Source organism: Salininema proteolyticum (assembly GCF_042685645.1).
GTDB classification, from domain to species: domain Bacteria; phylum Actinomycetota; class Actinomycetes; order Mycobacteriales; family Micromonosporaceae; genus Salininema; species Salininema proteolyticum.
The window spans coordinates 4,782,829-4,799,756 of sequence record NZ_JBHUNX010000001.1 but is presented as its reverse complement, the minus strand read 5'-3'; the positions used below and the strand labels follow the sequence as shown (position 1 = coordinate 4,799,756).

The window sequence follows — 16,928 nt, the reverse complement described above, 5'->3', positions numbered from 1 at the left end:
GACCGTTCCCATCTGCCCGGCTCTCGGCATCTTCGACCTGGCCGAGGGCGCGGAGCCTCCCACGGCCGAGTCCGGTTACGCCGCCGCCGCGAACGCCGCGCGCGCCGTCGGCGATTGGGGCCGCGTGGGCGCGGGCCGCGGGGCCACGGTCGGACAGTGGCGCGGGGAGTTCCTCCCCGCCGGCATCGGATGGTCCGCGGTGCGCTTCCGCGACGTCGTCGTCGAGGCGGTCGTGGTGCTCAACGCCTTCGGAGAGCCGCTTCGCGACCTGCCCGTCACCTCCGACGGAGTCTTCGAGTGGCCCGACGGATCGCTGCTGCCCCCGGTCAAGGGCAATACGACCATCGGGGTCGTCTCCACCAACGCCGCTTTGAGCAAGGTGGAGTGCCACCTCGTGGCGCAGGGCGCCCACGACGGGCTGGCCCGGGCGGTGACGCCGCCGCACACGCGCTTCGACGGGGACGCCTTCATCGCGGCGTCGACCGGCGGGGCGAGGACGCGGCCGGACACGGACGTCGTGCGAGCCATGGCCGTGGCAGCCGTCGAACGCGCCATCGACTCCGTGGAGATCGGCTGACCGGATCCGCGAGATAGCCGGAGGCGCCGTCCTCTCCGGGCGGCATTCCGCGCCGGGTCGGCCGGCTGTAGGTGTTGCCCTTGCCGGGGGCATTGCCGAGGACGTCTTCAATGAGCGCCGAGATGCTCCGAGGTGCGTCCCACGGACTCCGCCGACGACTGCGGGCGAGCCCGCGAAACCGCTCCCTACGCCACCGCTCACGGCCGACAGGGGTTTTCCGGTGAGTCGGCGCGAGCCCCGGGGCGGGCCGTCCGCGGTCTAGAGCGCCCCGAACTCGTAGCCACGGTCCTTGAACTCCTCGATGATCGCCTTGAGCGCCTTCATCATGTCCTTCTGGTTGGCCGCGCCGTCGTGCAGGAGGATGATCGATCCGGGCCCGGCCCTCTCCAGGACGTGCTCCGCGATGCTCGAGTGGGAGACCTCGGGGTTCCAGTCGCCCGGGTCGACCGTCCAGTGCAGGGGCTCCATGCCCAGGTCCCGTCCGACGCCTATGACCCGGTCGGTCCACTGCCCGCCCGGCTGGCGGTAGTAGCCGATCGCGACGTCCTCCCCCGCGGCCTCGCGGATGGCCTCGTTGGTGCGCTCCATGTTGGCGCGGATGGTCTTCTCCGACTCGGTGCCGAGCTTCTGCTCGTGGTACCAGGCGTGGTTGCAGAAGCCGTGCCCCTCTTCGGCGATGCGCCTCACGACGTCGGGGTGGTCCTCGGCGTACTGGCCGATGAGGCAGAACGTGGCCTCGACGCCCTCGTCGGCGAGCAGGTCCAGGACCTTGTCGCTCCATTCGGGGACGGGCCCGTCGTCGAAGGTGAAGGCGATCCTGTCGTCCGGCGCCTTGTTGAGGGTTCCGTTGGGGCCCTTGTACAGGCCCGGATCGCGATCCGGGTCGGGACCGGCCGTCTCCTCGGCCGCGCCCTCTCCTTCGGCGGGCGGGGACTCCTGCTCCGCTTCGGGAGCGGCGCTGTGCGCCCCGTCGGGCGAGGCCGCCGGGGCGGCGTCGACCGGCGGGTCCACGCGGCCCTCCGGCGTACGGAGGGATCCGCCGACCCAAGCTCCCAGCACCACCGCGGCCACCAGGACGGCCGCGAGGGCCGCGGCGGCCCACGGACGGCGCGCCACGCGGACGGCTGTCGACGTCCCCTTCGCCATTGCCCCAGTGTAGAACGCGTCGCGGACCGGGCACATCCCCAAGGAGACACCTGCACGAATCGGCTCTTTGACTCTTATCGGCCGCAAGACGCGGTCAGGGGCCCGAAACGCGCTCCGGCGCGTTCGGGCCCCTGACCAATGCCTGACGGCGTGTTCGCGTGCGGTCGGCCGGCGCTCCCAGAGGGGTGGGCCAGACCGCTCGCGGCCGGTTCAGCCCCGGCCCACGCCCCGGTACTCCCAGCCGGCGGCGCGCCAGCGGGCCGGCTCGAGCGCGTTCATCGCGTCGAAGACGCGGCGCTCGGACACCTGCTTGCCGAGGGTGTCGGGGTCGAGGATGCGGAACTCCTCCCACGGGACGAGCATGCTCACCACGTCGGCGCCCTCCACCGCGTCGGCGAGGGACTTGACGTACTTCAGCTCGGGCGCGGCGACCCTGGCGTTGTCGACGCCCTCGGGGTCGTAGACGACCACCTCGGCCCGCGCGGCGGCGAGCTTCCGGGCGATGGTCAGCGCGGCGGAGTCGCGGACGTCGTCGGTGTCCGGTTTGAAGGTGACGCCGAGGACGGCGACGCGGACGCCTTCGAGGTTCGGCCCGGCCGGCCCGGCGGGGCGTTCGGCCAGTTCGGCGATCGCGCGCACGGACTTGGTCCGGCGGCGGGTGTTGATCGTGTCGATCTCGTTGAGGAAGTGGAAGGAGTCCCCGACGCCCAGCTCTTCGGCGCGGGCCGAGAGCGCGCGGAGGTCCTTGGGCAGGCAGCCGCCTCCGAAGCCGATGCCGGCGCGCAGGAATTTATTGCCGATGCGCTGGTCGTAGCCGATGGCGCGGGCGAGGGAGGCGACGTCGCCGCCGGTGGTCTCGCAAAGGTCGGCCATGGCGTTGATGAAGGAGATCTTGGTCGACAGGAACGCGTTGGCCGCGACCTTGACCAGTTCGGCGGTGGCGAAGTCGGTCTCCACGACCGGGACCTCGCGGTCCTCCAGGGCGGCCAGCTCCAGGATGCCCTGGTGGGTGGCGCGCAGCTGGTCCAGGCCCCACTCCGAGCGGGCGGCGTAGACGACGCGGTTGGGGCGCAGGACGTCGTTCAGGGCGTTGGACTCCTGGAGGAACTCCGGGGACCAGCCGACCTCGACGCCGAGGTCGCCGTCGGTGTGGCGGTCGAGCAGCTCCTGGACCCAGGAGGCGGTGCCGACCGGGACGGTGGACTTGCCGACCACGAGGACCTTGCGGGTCAGGTGGCGCGCCAGGGAGGTGACCGCGGACTCGATGTAGGAGAGGTCGGCGCCGTGCTCGCCGGGGCGCTGGGGGGTGCCCACGCAGATGAAGTGGACGTCGGCGAAGTCGGCGACCTCTTCGATGTCGGTGGTGAAGCGCAGTCGGCCCGTGTCGAGGTTGCGGCGCAGCATTTCGGGGAGGCCGTTCTCGTGGAACGGGACCGTTCCGCCGTTGAAGGCGTCGATCTTGGCCTGGTCGATGTCGTAACCGATGACCTCGTAGCCCATCTCGGCGAAGCAGATGGCGTAGGTGGCTCCGAGGTAGCCGCAGCCGAGGAAGGACACTCGGGGGCGCGCCGTCGGCGGCTGAGTGGAATGCGCCTCGTAAGTCATATGGGAGTTCCTCACGTAAGGGACGGGTCGGGGTGCGCGTCGCCGGGTTCGCGGCCGTCAGGGCGCACCGTCCCAGGGTATCGCAACACTTCCTCGCACCGCATGAGCCGAGTCGTGCGATGGCCCGCCGCATTCCCGGGCGATCCCCTCCGAACGGGGGACTCGCCGGGAAAGAGGACGGCGGCTGGTTCCGGGGAGGAGTCCTGGTTCATACTGGGATCGGCCGCGTCACACGATGACGCCGGACCACGCGCGTGCGCCGCTTCACCCCACCGGGTGCGGCACGTTAGAATGAACGGGAAATACTCACTAGTAACAACCGGGAGCCATCGATGACCACCGGATTCAGCGCCTACCAGCTGCCAGAAGACTACGAGGAGATCCGCAAGGGAGTCCGCGAGGTGGCCGAAGCCGAACTCGCTCCGCGGGCCGGCGAGGTCGACGCCACCGCCTCCTTCCCCACCGAGTCCTACGAGGCGCTCAAGGCCGCCGACCTCCACGCGCCCCACATCCCCGAGGAGTACGGCGGAGCGGGCCTGGACGCCCTCGGCTTCGCCGTCGTCATCGAAGAGCTCTCCCGCTGCTGCGCCTCGACCGGCCTCATGCCGGCGGTCACCAAGCTCGGCTCGACCCCGGTCCTGCTGGAGGGCTCCGACGAGCTCAAGCAGAAGTACCTGCCGCCGGTCGCGCGCGGCGAGGCCATGTTCTCCTACTGCCTCTCCGAGCCGGAGGCCGGCTCCGACGTGGCCGGGATGACCACCAAGGCCGTCCAGGACGGCGACCACTACGTGCTCAACGGCGTCAAGCGCTGGATCTCCAACGCCGGCGTCAGCGAGTACTACACCGTCTTCGCCAAGACCGACCCCGCGGCCGGCGCCAAGGGCATCACGGCCTTCGTGATCGAGAAGTCCGACGAGGGCGTCTCCTTCGGCGCCCCGGAGAAGAAGCTCGGCATCAAGGGCTCCCCGACCTGCGAGGTCTACCTCGACAACGTCCGCGTCCCCGCCGACCGGGTCATCGGCGAGGTCGGCAAGGGCTTCCCGCTGGCCATGAAGACGCTCGACCACACCCGCATCACCATCGCCGCGCAGGCGCTGGGCATCGCCCAGGGCGCCCTCGACGCCGCCGTCCAGTACGCGCAGGAGCGCGAGCAGTTCGGCAAGTCGATCGCCCAGTTCCAGGGCGTCCAGTTCATGATGGCCGACGCCGCCATGAAGATCGCCGCCGCCCGCGAGCTGACCTACGCCGCCGCGGCCAAGTCCGAGCGCGTGGAGGAGAACCTGACGTTCTTCGGCGCCGCCGCCAAGTGCTACGCCTCCGACGCGGCCATGGAGATCACCACCGACGCCGTCCAGATCCTCGGCGGCTACGGCTACACCACGGACTTCCCCGTGGAGCGCATGATGCGCGACGCCAAGATCACCCAGATCTACGAGGGCACGAACCAGATCCAGCGCGTGGTCATGGCCCGCGAGCTGCTTCGCGGCAAGAGCTAGCCGGAAGAGCGCGACAGGCGACTCTTCGGAGGGAAGGCCGGGGCGGAACGCAGTTCCGCCCCGGCCTTCGTTGTACGACGGCCCTCAGTGCAGGAACTTCAGTCCGGCGACGCCCGCGACGATGAGGACCAGGCAGACGATGCGGGCGACAGTGGCCGGCTCGTCGAGCGCGACCATGCCGTAGACCGCGGTGCCGATGGCGCCGATGCCGACCCACACGGCGTAGCCCGTCCCCATGGGGATCGACCTCAGGGCATAGGCCAGCCCACCCATGCTGAACAGGAGCGCGACGGCGAAGAGGAGGCTGGGGTACAGGCGGGAGAATCCCTGCGAGGCGTGGAGGGCCGACGCCCAGACGGTTTCGAGGACTCCGGACAGGATGAGGACGATCCAGGCCATGGCGGCCACCTCCGACTACTAGCGTGAACAGTATTCACGCCGTCTTGTCGTGACCGGGTACGGCGTCCTCGTCCGGGGCCGCCGCGGAACGCGGGGCCACCTCGAATATAGCAAGAGCCGGGACCGGGTACCGCCCTCCAAAGGAGCGGAGGCGGTGATGTTCCCCGCCGCCTCGGCGCCGGGCCCCTAACCCAGCTCGGGCGGCGGCTTGCGGCCGGGCAGCAGGAGCAGGAACGCGAGCGCGATCAGCCCCATCGAGCTGGCGATCTGCGTCCCCATGCTCAGATCGGGGAGTATCGCGCCCCTCTTCTCGTCCTTTCCGGACGGAGATTCACCGTCCTTCGTGGACTCGGAATCGTCCCCGCCCCCGTCGGGGGCCGTGCCCCCGTCCTCTCCGGTACCGGAGTCCTCCCGGCCCGGCGGCGGCGACGGAGGCGACTCGGTGTTCACGGAGTCGGCGAGCTCCCATGCGGGAGAAGGGGTTCCCTCATCGAGTCCGGACACGAGCGCCAGGGCGGCCAGCGCCGCGAAGGCGATGGCCGCCAGGGTCGATGTCAGTCCCCGTCTGGTACGCACAGATTCACATTATCCCGTTATCGCCAGTTTCGCGGTGTATTGGGTCGCATGCAACTCGTTGGGGACGGTCACAGCGGCCCGGCCCGGTGGACCGCCGGCCCCTCCGGAGAGGGGCCCCGGGTTCAGCCGAGCTCTTCGGCCAGGTCCACGAAGGGCTGCAAGGAGGCCGGGTCGGACAGCGAGTCGGCCGACACCGCCTGCTCGGCCGGGATTCCCTTGAGGATCTTCTTGATGGGAATCTCGACCTTCTTGCCGCTCAAGGTCTTGGGGATCACCGGAACCCGGATGACGTCGTCGGGCACGTGGCGGGGCGACAGCTCGGCACGGATGGCCGAGGCGATCGTCTTCTTCAACGCGTCGTCCACCGGCGCCGAGGACTCCACGAACACGATGAGCCGGTCCTCGTCGTCGTCCAGGTGCACCACCAGGGAGTCGGAGACGCCCTCGACGGCCTCCACGACGGCGTAGAACTCGGCGGTGCCCATCCGGACGCCGCCGCGGTTGAGCGTCGCGTCGGAGCGGCCGGAGATGACCGCCGAGCCGCGCTCGGTGATGGTGATCCAGTCGCCGTGGCACCAGATCCCCGGGAACGCCGTCAGGTACGTGTCGCGGTAGCGGTCCCGCATCGGGTCGCCCCAGAGGCTCACCGGCATCGAGGGCATCGGCCGCGTGATGACCAGCTCGCCCTCGCGCTCCAGCGCGTGGTTCCCCTCCGGGTCGAACGACTCCACCTTCGCTCCCAGGCACAGACAGGACAGCTCCCCGCGCCACACCGGGACGTTCGGGGCGCCGCCGACGAAACCGGTGCACAGGTCAGTGCCGCCGGAGAGCGACTGCAGCTGGGCCGAGTCGCTGATCGCCTCGTAGACGTAGTCGAAGCCCGCCGGGGGCAAGGGCGCACCGGTCGAGCCGATCCCGTGGATCCGGGAGAGGTCGGCGATCTCCTTGGGGACGACGCCGCGCTCGTGGCAGGCCATGAGGAACGGCGCGGACGTGCCGAAGTAGGTGACCCCGGCGTCCTCGGCCATCCTCCACATGCCCTCCGGGTCGGGCTTGCCGTCGAAGGTGACGATGGCGGCCCCGACCAGCGGGGCGGAGGCCAGGTAGTTCCACATCATCCAGCCGGTGGTGGAGTACCAGAAGAAGCGGTCCCCAGGGCCCAGGTCGTGGTGCAGGCCGTGCATCTTGGCGTGCTCCAGGGCGATGCCGCCGTGGCCGTGGACGATGGCCTTCGGCAGCCCGGTCGTGCCCGAGGAGTAGAGGATGTAGAGCGGGTGCTCGAACGGGAGGGGCTCGAACTCGAGCTCGCCCTCGGCGGCGGTGAACTCCTCCCAGGTCTTGCCCGCGACGGTGCCGTCGTCGAGGTACGTGAAGGTCACCGTGGCGTGGAGGTCCTCCTGGAGGGCGGCGACGACCTGGTCGATGTCGCGGGCCCGCGAGACCGGCTTCTCGCCGTACCGGTAGCCGTCGGTCACGAAGAGGACGGTCGGCCTCACCTGCTGGAAGCGGTCGATGACGGCCTTGGCGCCGAACTCCGGCGCGCACGAGGTGAAGACCGCCCCGATCGAGGCGGCGGCGAGCATGAGCGCGTGCGTCTCCGGGACGTTGGGCATCCACGCGGCCACCCTGTCGCCGGGGCGCACGCCGTGGGCCAGCAGGCCCGTGCGCAGGCGGGCGACCACGGAGCGCAGCTCGGCCAGCGTCCACTCGAACGTCTCGCGGGTGTCGGAGTAGGCGCGGACGACCATGTCGGACTCGTCCATCCCCGGGGCGGCGAGGACCGCCTCGGCGTAGTTGAACTGTTCGTCGGGGAACCACACGGCCCCCGGCATGGCGTCCTCGGAGAGGACCCGGTGCTCGGGCACGGGCTTGCCCAGTTTGAAGTACTCCCAGACCGCGCCCCAGAACGCGCCCGGGCGGTCCACCGAGAACTGCCACAGGGCGGGGTATGAGGTCAGATCCGATCCCTCGCGGTCCGACAGTTGGCGGCTGAAGGCGCCGATGGTGGTGGTGTCCGCCGCGTCGGCGCGCGGAAGCCAGAGAGCCTCGCTGGTCACTTGTTCCTCCCTTACGTTCGAACCACGGCCTTGTGGTTCACCGCACTTTCCATAGTGCCAAAAGGGTGAAGCCTTCGTGTCAGCGGGTCGAGGCCACTTCGTCTTCCACGAATCGGTTGGCCGTCGCGTAGAACCCGGCGGTCAGCTGTACCGCGATGAGCACGAACATGAACGCGAAGGGCAGGTCGAAACTGCCGGTCGCGCCGAAGAGCGCGCCCATGGCGAACGGCCCGGCCCCCGCGATGAGGTAGCCCGCCGACTGCGAGAACGCCGAGAGCGCCTCGGTCCCGGCGGGCGTGCGGGCGCGCAGCGTGAACAGGGTCAGCGAGAGCGGGAACATGCCCATGCCGAGGCCGAACAGGGTCACCCACAGCCAGGCGCCGGACCCGTCCATCAGCCACAGGCCCAGGACGCCGGCGGGGCTGAGCCAGCCCATGCTCAGCAGGAGCAGCCGCTGCGACGAGCGCGCGGCGGCGAGCATCGGCACGAAGAGGCTCGGCACGATCACCACGACGGTGAACAGGCCGAACAGGGCCCCGGCCCGGTGCGCGGACATGCCGTCCTCGCGGAGGATCTGCGGCAGCCAGCCCAGGCCGATGTACGCCAGCGAGGACTGCGCGCCGAAGAACAGCATGAGCATCCAGGCCAGGCGCGTCTTGAGGACGCCGTCGAGCCTCTCCCTCTCCTGGGACCGCTGCTTGGCCGAAGGCTGCGGCCAGGCGAGCCAGACGACGGCCGCCAGCAGCGCCGGCACCGCCCACAGGGCCAGCGTGGTCTCCCACGACCGCGTGCTCTCGAACACCGGCACCGTCACCGAGGCCGCCACGGCCCCGCCCACGGCCAGCGACACCGAGTAGGTCGTCATGAGCGGACCGATGAGAGTCGGGAAGTACTCCTTCACGATCGCCGGCAGCGCGACGTTGCCGAACGCGCCGCCGATCAGGGCGACGCCCGAGAGGACGAGGAAGAGCGCGGTGTTGTCGGTGACGGTTCGGGCGATGACGCCCAGGCTCATCACGAGCATGCTGCCCGCCATCACGGCCTTGGCCCCGAAACGGCGCATCATGCGCGGCGTCAGCGCCCCGAAGACGGCGAAGGCGACGACCGGCAGCGTCGTCAGCACCCCCGCCAGGGTCTCGCTCATGCCCAGACCCTGCTGGATCTCGGGCAGGATGGCGCCGACGGACGTGATGGCCGTGCGGAAGTTGAAGGAGGCGAGGACGACTCCGGCGATCAGCACCCAGGCGGCGAGGCCGAGGGGCTTGGCGTAGCCGGGGAGTCGGGTGCGCGAGGAGACGGCGGCGGCCGCCTCGGTCTGGGTCACCATGGGCATTACCCTTCTGTGGAACAGGGCGCCTTGTGGGCGCCGGTGCTCGGGCTCGCGTCCGGCCGGGCGATGTGGTGCGCCCCGTGCCGTGCGACGGTCACAAGAAAGGCCCCGGATCGCCGGGGCGGGAGGATAAGGACAACCTGTCTAAGTTAACGCTGGGTTCCGGCTCTCAGGCCGGAGCGTAATCGGTCTCACGGGTTACCTTCGTTAACATTCGGCCGCCGTGCGCCCGGGGAGCCCCGGTTAAGCTAGACCATGGCCCGCCCGCACGGACGGACCGGACAGAGGAGGAACGAGCGCCGTGAGACTGAGCGCCAGGCTGGACTACGCCCTGCGGGCCGCCGCGGTCCTCGCGGCACGCGGCCCCCGCTGGACGACCGCGGAAGAGATCGCCACCGACCAGGACATCCCCCGCAAATTCCTCGAGTCCATCCTGTCGCAGCTGCGCAAGGGCGCCATCATCGAGTCCAAACGCGGCGCCGAGGGCGGCCACCGGCTCGCCCGGCCCGCCGCGGACACCTCCCTGGCCGACGTCATCCGCTGCATCGACGGCCCGCTCCTGGGCGTGCGCGGACAGCGCCCCGAAGAGGTCCGCTACGAAGGCTCGGCCGCCGCCCTCGCCGACGTCCTGGTGGCCCTCCGAGCGGCCGAGAGGAGCATCCTGGAACGCGTCAGCCTGGCCGACGTCGCCGCACGCACACTCCCCGCCGAGGTCGCGGCCCTCATCGAGGATCCCGACGCCTGGAAAGTCCGTGAGATCCACGGTTAACGAGAGCGGAGAAGCCCCAACGTGAGATTCCCCGACATCGGGGCCTGGTTCGACGAGACGGTCGAGAAGGCCCGCAAGAGGTCCCGCCTCGTCGACCACTCCTGGCGCGCCGGAGAGCGCATGGCCGACGCCGACGGCGGACTCCTGTCCGCCGCCATCGCCTACTACGCGTTCTTCGCCTCGTTCTCCATGTCGCTGCTGGCGCTCGCGGTGTTCGGGTACATGCTCCAGCTCCAACCGATCTACTTCGCCGTGGAGTCCTGGCTGGAGCAGAACCTCCCCATCGTCGACGTGGGCCTGCTGGAGGACAGCCGCCAGGAGGTCGGGACGATCGCCGTGGTCGCCCTCCTCATCACCGGCGTCGCCTGGGTCCAGGCGGTGCGCAACGCCGTCCGCCACCTGTGGGACCTGGAGCGGGAGCCGGGCCACTTCGTCCTGCGCTGGATCATCGACCTCGGCGTCCTCGCCGCGCTGTCCGTGCTCCTCCTGCTGACCATCGCCGCCTCGGCCGGGTTCGAGTCCATCGTCGAGTGGGTGGGGCTGGACCGGATCTGGCAGTCCGACACGTGGCTGCAGATCCTCTCGGTCGCCACCGCCGTGGTCACCGACGTCGTCCTGGCCACCGTCATGCTCATGGCCCTTCCGCGGCTGAAAATGGCCTTCCGGCGAGTCCTGCCGGCCTCGCTCATGGTCGCCATCGGGCTCGAAGGACTCAAGACCGTCGGGCGCCTCTACATCACCAACGTCTCGGACCGGCCCGCCTACCAGGCGGTCTCGACGGCCGTGGGCCTCCTGCTGTTCTTCTACCTGTTCAACATCGTGCTCCTGTTCGGGGCCGCCTGGACGGCGACCTCCGACCACGGGCAGGTGCGGGACCTCTACAACCGCAAGTACATTCCGAACGTTTGAACCGGGCCCGGACGCGCGGAGAGGGTCAGGGCAGAAGCGGGCGCAGGTCCCGCTCGGCGGCGGCCAGGTCCAGCCCCTGCTCGGCGATCCACTCGTCGTTGAAGTAGGTGGTGGCGTAGCGCTGTCCCGGGTCGCAGATGAGGCTGACGATGCTGCCCTCTTCCCCGCGCTCGCGCATCTCCTTCATGAGGCGGAAGACGGCCACGAGGTTGGTGCCCGTCGAGCCACCCAGCGGGCGTCCGAGCTCCTTGGAGGCCCAGCGGAGCATGAACACCGACTCGGCGTCGCCGACCTTGGCCATGGCGTCCACGAGGCTGGGGACGAACGAGGGCTCGACCGTGGGGCGGCCGATGCCCTCGATGCGGCTGCAGCCGGCCTCGGCGTCCGGGTCGGCGTCGCGCCAGGAGGCGAAGAACGAGCTGTGCTCGGGGTCGGCCACGCAGAGCTTCGTGCCGTGGCACTTGTAGCGCACGTAGCGGCCGATGGTGGCCGAGGTGCCGCCCGTGCCGGCGCCGACGACGACCCAGGCGGGGACGGGATGGCGTTCGAGGGACATCTGCTCGAAGATCGACTCGGCGATGTTGTTGTTCCCGCGCCAGTCAGTGGCCCGCTCGGCGTAGGTGAACTGGTCCATGAAGTGGCCGCCGGTCTCCTCGGCGAGGCGGCGGGCCTCGGCCGAGACGGTCGAGCCGTCGTCGACCAGGTGGGCCTTGCCTCCGTAGAACTCGATCTGCGCGATCTTGGCGCGCGAGGTGGAGGCCGGCATGACGGCGGTGAACGGGAGGTCGAGCATGCGGGCGAAGTAGGCCTCGCTGACGGCCGTGGAGCCCGAGGAGGCCTCGATGACGGGGGTGCCCTGGGCGATCCACCCGTTGCAGACGGCGTAGAGGAACAGCGAGCGCGCGAGGCGGTGCTTGAGCGAGCCGGTGGGGTGGGAGGACTCGTCCTTCAGGTAGAGGTCGATGCCCCACGAGTCGGGGAGCCGGAAGGGCAGGAGATGCGTGTCGGCGCTGCGGTTGGCGTCCGCCTCGACCGTCTTGATGGCCCAGTCCGTCCAGGCGCGGTCCGCCGAGCGGTCGATGATCTCCATGCGCTTCCCCTCATTCGTCTTCGATGCGAAGGGCCTTGGGGCGTCCCTCCCACTTGGTCGACAGGGTAATCGTAGTACGGGTGTGGGAAACACCGTCAATCCGGCCGAGGCTCTCGATCAGGCGCTCCAGGTCCTCGATCTTGGCGACCCGGACCTTGAGCATGTAGCACTCCTCGCCGGCGAGGAAGTAGCAGTCCTCGATCTCCTCGATGCCGTGGAGGTGGTCGGTGATGTCGGCGTAGTTGCGGGCGGAGTTCGTGACGAGTCCGATGAGGGCGGTGACGGGGCTGCCGACGGCGGCGGGGTCCACGATGGCGCGGAAGCCGAGGATGACGCCGGCCTTCTCGAGCTTGGCCACGCGGTCCTGGACCGAGGGGGCCGTCAGGCCCACCTGGCGGGCCAGTTCGGCGTAGGAGAGGCGTCCGTCGGCGCGGAGGAGGTCGATGATCTGGGCATCTATGCTATCCACCGCACGAGCATAGCGCGAGGCGCCCGGGCGATCCTCCCTCCGGGGCCCTGTGCAGGGGAGGTTCCGACACCCCGACCCGCCCGCGCGCCGGGGGCGTTCCGGGGCCTGATCGTCCGGCGCCCACTGCCGCCGGACGGCGTCGCGGAATTCGAGAGTCACGTCCACGTCCTCTCCCGCCGGAAGGCGGCGCTTCGGTCGGGATCAGGATTCGGAAGACGGCGGCCCGGAGCGCCAGGCGAACAGGCGGTCCCCAGTGGCCGACCCCCGGCCCCCGATCGGCCACCCCGGAGCGCCGTGCGAACGGGCGGTCCCTAGTGGCCGACCTCTGGCCCCAGATTGGCCGCCCCGGAGCGCCGGGCGAACGGTCCGCCCCCCGCCCGGCGAGCTTCGGTCGTGCGCCCCCGTGCCGACCGCTCATTCGCCCCGGCCTCCCCTTGCGACCGCCTGAATCGGTCAAGTCGCGTTTCCAACCCTGTCATCAGGCGAACGTGTTACCGTACTTGTCCAGTTCTCTAATAACACAAAAGTCTTTCTGTTACGCCTACACGCTGGGGCTTTTGAGTCTTACTTACCAATGAAAAGTATGTTCAAGAACTCATGGCGGTTTTGGCTTATTAGTGTTGTAATGGACTTAACCGCACTATGTGAGTATTCGTCGGTTAACGGGCGGTTTCACGACCGTCCGAGGCGGTGCCCACAGGCCGGGTGAGACAACGCAGTCAGTCCGCAACGACTGCACCTAAACGGGGAGGATCGACCAATGGAAACCGAGGACCGACTTCTGACGCCGGGCGAGGTGGCTAGCATGTTCCGCGTGGACCCCAAGACGGTCACGCGGTGGGCCGCGGCCGGCCGGATCGGATCCATCCGCACGCCGGGCGGACACCGCCGTTTTCGCGAGTCCGAGGTCCAAGCGCTTCTCACGGGCGAGCTGAACGCCGCTTCCTCCGCACCGGGCGAGGGACAGCCGGACCGTCCGCACCATCCGGACCGCCCGACCCACCAGTGACCGGGACCAGGGGATGCCGAGGCATCCCCTTCGTCATGGGCGCGGGCTGAGGGCGAAGCCCGAGGCGGCGCCGGAACCACAGGCCTTCCGCCGGGGGAAGCGGACAGATCCCCCGCCGGACCCGGAGGACCGAACACCGCGGATCTCGCCCGAACTACCAGGGGATGCCGGAGACGGCGTCCCCTTTTCGCGTGCCGGGGCGCCGGCGGTCGGCCGAGCGGGCCGCGTCGCAGCGCTTGACGCTCTCACGCGACTCGACCGACCGAGCGGACCGCGTCGCGGAGAGCCCGTCATGCCCCGTCGCCGGGGCGGCACCCGTCAGGCGTCGTCGTTCGCGCTGACGTGCGATGAGGACGGCAGCAGACCCCGTCCACGCCCGTCAGGCGTCGTCCCTGGCGGCCCCCAGGTCGCCCTTCCAGCGCCGGTACAGGCCGTGCTCGACGCCCGCGGCGTCGAGGATCCTCCCCGCCAGGAAGTCGACGACCTGGTCGAGGTCCCTGCTTCCGGCGTAGAAGGCCGGGGTCGCCGGGACCACCACGGCGCCGGCGTCGTGGAGCTCCAGCAGATGCTGCAGGTGGGACCGGGAGGCCGGGGTCTCGCGCGGGACCACCACCACCGGACGCCGCTCCTTGAGGTTGACCTCCCCGGCCCTCTGGATGAGGTCCTTCGAGAGTCCCAGGGCGATGCCCGCACAGGCGGCGGCCGTGGCAGGGACGGCTATGAAGCCCTTGGCACGGTACGAGCCGGACGAGGGTCCGGCGGCGAAGTCGTCGGCGCGCCAGTACTCGACGTCGGCGTGCGCGAGCTCCCGTCCGATCCAGGCGGAGACGTCGTCCTTCCAGTGCGCGTCCCGCACCGACCGTCCGGTCTCGTCGATGAGCGTCAGCCGGGCCGCCTTGGAGACGATGAGGTCGACCGGCTCCCCGGCGTCGATGAGGCCGCGGAGGACGGCGGCGGCGTAGAGCGAGCCAGAGGCGCCGGTGATGCCGACTACCCAGGGCACGCGCGGGTCCGGCGCCCCGTCGGAGCCCCCTCCGCTCTGGGAGGGGCTTCCGCTCCGGGAGGGGCCTTCCGCCGGCCGGCCGCCGGACCCGTCCGACTGAGTGGTGTCCATGCCTCTAGGTTGCCTCAGCGGCGGCGTCCGCCTCGCGGAGAGCGATGAGCGTTGCGTCACTCCGTTGTCGGGCGGGCGACTGAACGTCTTCCGGGCGGTTACCTACCGCGTTTCGGTACGCTGCGGAAAGAGTGCGAAAACCTGGCCGAAACCGTGTCATACCGAACTGCCGACCGCGTCTTCACCGTGTCACCCGGCGAGGCCTCCCCGGGAAATATCCGGGCGGGCCGTCACCGATCACCGGGGCGAATCGTTGAACACTATGTCGTGTTTGTTTGGGGTACACCAGCTCTAATCAAACCACCGCTCTGTACCCGTCCAGAACGCCTGTCGGTTATGGGAGCTGGCGCACGGAAGCGGAAGCGTCGACCGCGCGAACTTCGCGGACAGGCCGACGTCTATCAGGTTTAATCAGACATACCTTTCAAAGTTCTGATTGCACACTCGCGAATTTGAGAGGCGCGAAGCCATAATGGACACGCTCGCAGCGGAGAACAACACCACACCGCGACACCTCACCCTGCCCGGGGGCGCCCTCCGGGACGGTGAGTCCCCCGAGGATTCCGCCGAGTCCCCCTCGGACACCTCCCCCGAGACCGACCGCAACGACCACGCCGAGCGCCCGGAGACCACCTCTCCGAGCCCGGCCGTCGCCCTTGAAGGCGACTCGAGGCGCGACGAGGCCCCGGCCACCGATATCGACGCTCACCGCAAGCGCGACGGAGCCCCGGCCACCGCCGACGCCCGCGCGGCGCACGACGGCACCGCCGAGCGCCCTCCCGCCGGCGCGACCACGCCGGCCGCCGAGGAGGGCGCCGTCCCGAACCCTCCGACCACACCACTCCCGACCACCGCCCCGGCTGTCAGTGCCGCGGCGGACAACGACCGCTCAGAGGAAGCCATGAGCTCACAAGACCACTCGCCGTCCGGCGGCGACACATCGTCCACACCGTCCACCGAGGCCGGGGGTTCCACCGCCGGCGCCGAAACGGACACCGCCCTGTTCGGCGGGAACGGCGCCAAGACCGCCGAGCGCACCGCGCCCGCCGGGGAGACCGCGCCCGCGAAGGGGGACGCGGCCGCCGAGCCGGCGGGGATCCGCTTCGGCGCGGCCCGCGACGCCGAGCCCGTCGACGACCCGGTCGCCCCGGGCCACCGCCCCGGTCCCGGCGCCATGTCGACCTTCACCCTTCCCGAGTTCCTCGACCAGTGGATCAAGGACAACTACTCCGACCTGGTCCGCACCCGGCGCCACATCCACGCCAACCCGTGCCTGTCCCGCGAGGAGCAGCCCACGGCCTCCTACGTCGCCGACCAGCTGCGCGAGGCCGGGCTCAAACCCGAGATGATCCCCGACGGAACCGGCCTGACCTGCGACATCGGCGACGGCGAGAAGGTCATCGCGATCCGCGCCGACATGGACGCCCTGCCCATCCAGGACCCCAAGAAGGTCCCCTACCGCTCGACCAACGACGGCGTCTGCCACGCCTGCGGCCACGACGCGCACACCTCGATCGTCCTCGGCGTCGGCAAGGTGCTGGGCGAGCTGGCCGCGCGCGGCGAGCTGCACGGCCGCTTCCGGCTGATCTTCCAGCCCAGCGAGGAGCGGTTCCCGTCCGGAGCGCCCACCATGATCAAGCACGGCGCCCTCCAGGACGTCGCCGCGGTCTTCGGCTTCCACTGCGACCCGAACTTCCTGGCCGGACAGGTCGGCATCCGCAACGGCAACCTCACCGCCGCCTGCGACATGATGGAGGTCCGCATGAACGGGCGCGGCGGGCACACCTCCCGCCCGCACCTGACGACGGACCTGTGCACCGCGATCTCCCGCGTCGTCGTCGACATGCCCTCGATCGTCAACCGCCTGCTCGACCCGCGCCAGAACGTCGCCATCGTCTTCGGCTCGGTCAACGCCGGCGAGGCCGCCAACGCCATCCCGCAGGAGGCGGTCGCCAAGGCCACCATCCGCATGCAGGGCCGCGAGGCCCGCGAAGAGGTCCCGCGCCTGGTCCAGGAGGTCACCCGCAACGTCGCCATGGCGGCGGGCGTCAACTGCGACATCGACTACACGCGCGGCGTCCCGCCCGTGGTCAACGACCGCTCCGCCGCGGCCATGTTCGCCGGGGCCACCTCGGCGGCGCTCGGCCAGCAGGCCGTGGCCGAGGCGCCCGCGTCCATGGGAGGCGAGGACTTCGCCTACTACCTGGAGCAGGTTCCCGGGGCGATGGCCCGGCTCGGCGTCGGACGCCCCGGCGAGCGCCTGGACATCCACCAGGGCACCTTCGACATCGACGAGAAGGCCCTGGCCTACGGCGTGCGGGTCATGACTCACACGGCCCTCGCGGCCGCCGCCTCGCCGGTGTTCTGACATCGCGTCGTTGT

The 16,928-nt window shown here is 70.2% G+C and carries 15 protein-coding genes and 1 riboswitch; of the genes, 6 read left to right on the top strand and 9 right to left on the bottom strand.

All coding sequences use genetic code 11. The features are described from left to right. Nucleotides 1–10: 10 nt before the first annotated feature. On the top strand, nucleotides 11–577 hold the full coding sequence (locus ACFTE1_RS22465) for a P1 family peptidase (RefSeq protein ID WP_380762948.1): 567 nt from the start codon (nucleotides 11–13) through the stop codon (nucleotides 575–577). A 258-nt stretch (nucleotides 578–835) separates the two neighbouring features. Here ACFTE1_RS22465 and ACFTE1_RS22460 read toward each other — a convergent pair whose 3' ends face one another. Next, nucleotides 836–1,723: a polysaccharide deacetylase family protein gene (locus tag ACFTE1_RS22460; protein WP_380619200.1), complete on the bottom strand. Its 888-nt coding sequence runs from the start codon at nucleotides 1,721–1,723 to the stop codon at nucleotides 836–838. 210 nt (nucleotides 1,724–1,933) lie between these two features. Next, nucleotides 1,934–3,328: a UDP-glucose dehydrogenase family protein gene (locus tag ACFTE1_RS22455; RefSeq protein ID WP_380619202.1), complete on the bottom strand. Its 1,395-nt coding sequence runs from the start codon at nucleotides 3,326–3,328 to the stop codon at nucleotides 1,934–1,936. Nucleotides 3,329–3,660: 332 nt separating this feature from the next. On the opposite strand from ACFTE1_RS22455, the gene ACFTE1_RS22450 reads away from it, so the two are divergent. Then, nucleotides 3,661–4,824 carry an acyl-CoA dehydrogenase family protein gene (locus ACFTE1_RS22450; RefSeq protein WP_380619204.1) on the top strand — a complete coding sequence of 388 codons (1,164 nt, stop codon included), beginning with the start codon at nucleotides 3,661–3,663 and terminating at the stop codon, nucleotides 4,822–4,824. Nucleotides 4,825–4,908: 84 nt separating this feature from the next. Here ACFTE1_RS22450 and ACFTE1_RS22445 read toward each other — a convergent pair whose 3' ends face one another. The 4 genes from ACFTE1_RS22445 to ACFTE1_RS22430 form a co-directional block, all read right to left on the bottom strand. Continuing rightward, on the bottom strand, nucleotides 4,909–5,223 hold the full coding sequence (locus ACFTE1_RS22445) for a DMT family transporter (RefSeq protein WP_380619206.1): 315 nt from the start codon (nucleotides 5,221–5,223) through the stop codon (nucleotides 4,909–4,911). Nucleotides 5,224–5,256: 33 nt separating this feature from the next. Then, a riboswitch (guanidine-III (ykkC-III) riboswitch) is annotated at nucleotides 5,257–5,322 on the bottom strand. 87 nt (nucleotides 5,323–5,409) lie between these two features. Beyond that, on the bottom strand, nucleotides 5,410–5,799 hold the full coding sequence (locus ACFTE1_RS22440; protein WP_380619208.1) for a hypothetical protein: 390 nt from the start codon (nucleotides 5,797–5,799) through the stop codon (nucleotides 5,410–5,412). A 122-nt stretch (nucleotides 5,800–5,921) separates the two neighbouring features. After that, a complete protein-coding gene (locus ACFTE1_RS22435; protein WP_380619210.1) occupies nucleotides 5,922–7,856 on the bottom strand; it encodes an acetoacetate--CoA ligase in 1,935 nt (644 codons plus the stop codon). A gap of 79 nt (nucleotides 7,857–7,935) precedes the next feature. Further along, nucleotides 7,936–9,183 carry a CynX/NimT family MFS transporter gene (locus ACFTE1_RS22430; RefSeq protein ID WP_380619212.1) on the bottom strand — a complete coding sequence of 416 codons (1,248 nt, stop codon included), beginning with the start codon at nucleotides 9,181–9,183 and terminating at the stop codon, nucleotides 7,936–7,938. 304 nt (nucleotides 9,184–9,487) lie between these two features. On the opposite strand from ACFTE1_RS22430, the gene ACFTE1_RS22425 reads away from it, so the two are divergent. Both ACFTE1_RS22425 and ACFTE1_RS22420 read left to right on the top strand, forming a co-directional pair. Next, nucleotides 9,488–9,955, top strand: coding sequence for an RrF2 family transcriptional regulator (locus tag ACFTE1_RS22425; RefSeq protein ID WP_380619214.1), 468 nt, complete (start codon nucleotides 9,488–9,490; stop codon nucleotides 9,953–9,955). 21 nt (nucleotides 9,956–9,976) lie between these two features. Then, nucleotides 9,977–10,864 carry a YihY/virulence factor BrkB family protein gene (locus ACFTE1_RS22420; protein ID WP_380619216.1) on the top strand — a complete coding sequence of 296 codons (888 nt, stop codon included), beginning with the start codon at nucleotides 9,977–9,979 and terminating at the stop codon, nucleotides 10,862–10,864. 25 nt (nucleotides 10,865–10,889) lie between these two features. Here ACFTE1_RS22420 and ACFTE1_RS22415 read toward each other — a convergent pair whose 3' ends face one another. Both ACFTE1_RS22415 and ACFTE1_RS22410 read right to left on the bottom strand, forming a co-directional pair. Continuing rightward, nucleotides 10,890–11,954, bottom strand: coding sequence for a PLP-dependent cysteine synthase family protein (locus ACFTE1_RS22415; protein WP_380619218.1), 1,065 nt, complete (start codon nucleotides 11,952–11,954; stop codon nucleotides 10,890–10,892). A 10-nt stretch (nucleotides 11,955–11,964) separates the two neighbouring features. Next, on the bottom strand, nucleotides 11,965–12,423 hold the full coding sequence (locus tag ACFTE1_RS22410) for an Lrp/AsnC family transcriptional regulator (protein ID WP_380619221.1): 459 nt from the start codon (nucleotides 12,421–12,423) through the stop codon (nucleotides 11,965–11,967). 760 nt (nucleotides 12,424–13,183) lie between these two features. Here ACFTE1_RS22410 and ACFTE1_RS22405 point away from each other — a divergent pair. Beyond that, nucleotides 13,184–13,432: a BldC family transcriptional regulator gene (locus ACFTE1_RS22405; protein WP_380619225.1), complete on the top strand. Its 249-nt coding sequence runs from the start codon at nucleotides 13,184–13,186 to the stop codon at nucleotides 13,430–13,432. A 379-nt stretch (nucleotides 13,433–13,811) separates the two neighbouring features. Here the strand turns inward: ACFTE1_RS22405 and ACFTE1_RS22400 are convergent, their stop codons facing one another. Continuing rightward, nucleotides 13,812–14,546 (bottom strand): UbiX family flavin prenyltransferase, encoded by a 735-nt coding sequence (locus ACFTE1_RS22400; protein ID WP_380619228.1) that lies wholly within the window; start codon nucleotides 14,544–14,546, stop codon nucleotides 13,812–13,814. A 472-nt stretch (nucleotides 14,547–15,018) separates the two neighbouring features. Here ACFTE1_RS22400 and ACFTE1_RS22395 point away from each other — a divergent pair, with 472 nt between their 5' ends. After that, nucleotides 15,019–16,914, top strand: coding sequence for an amidohydrolase (locus tag ACFTE1_RS22395; protein ID WP_380619230.1), 1,896 nt, complete (start codon nucleotides 15,019–15,021; stop codon nucleotides 16,912–16,914). The last annotated feature ends 14 nt before the right edge of the window (nucleotides 16,915–16,928 follow it).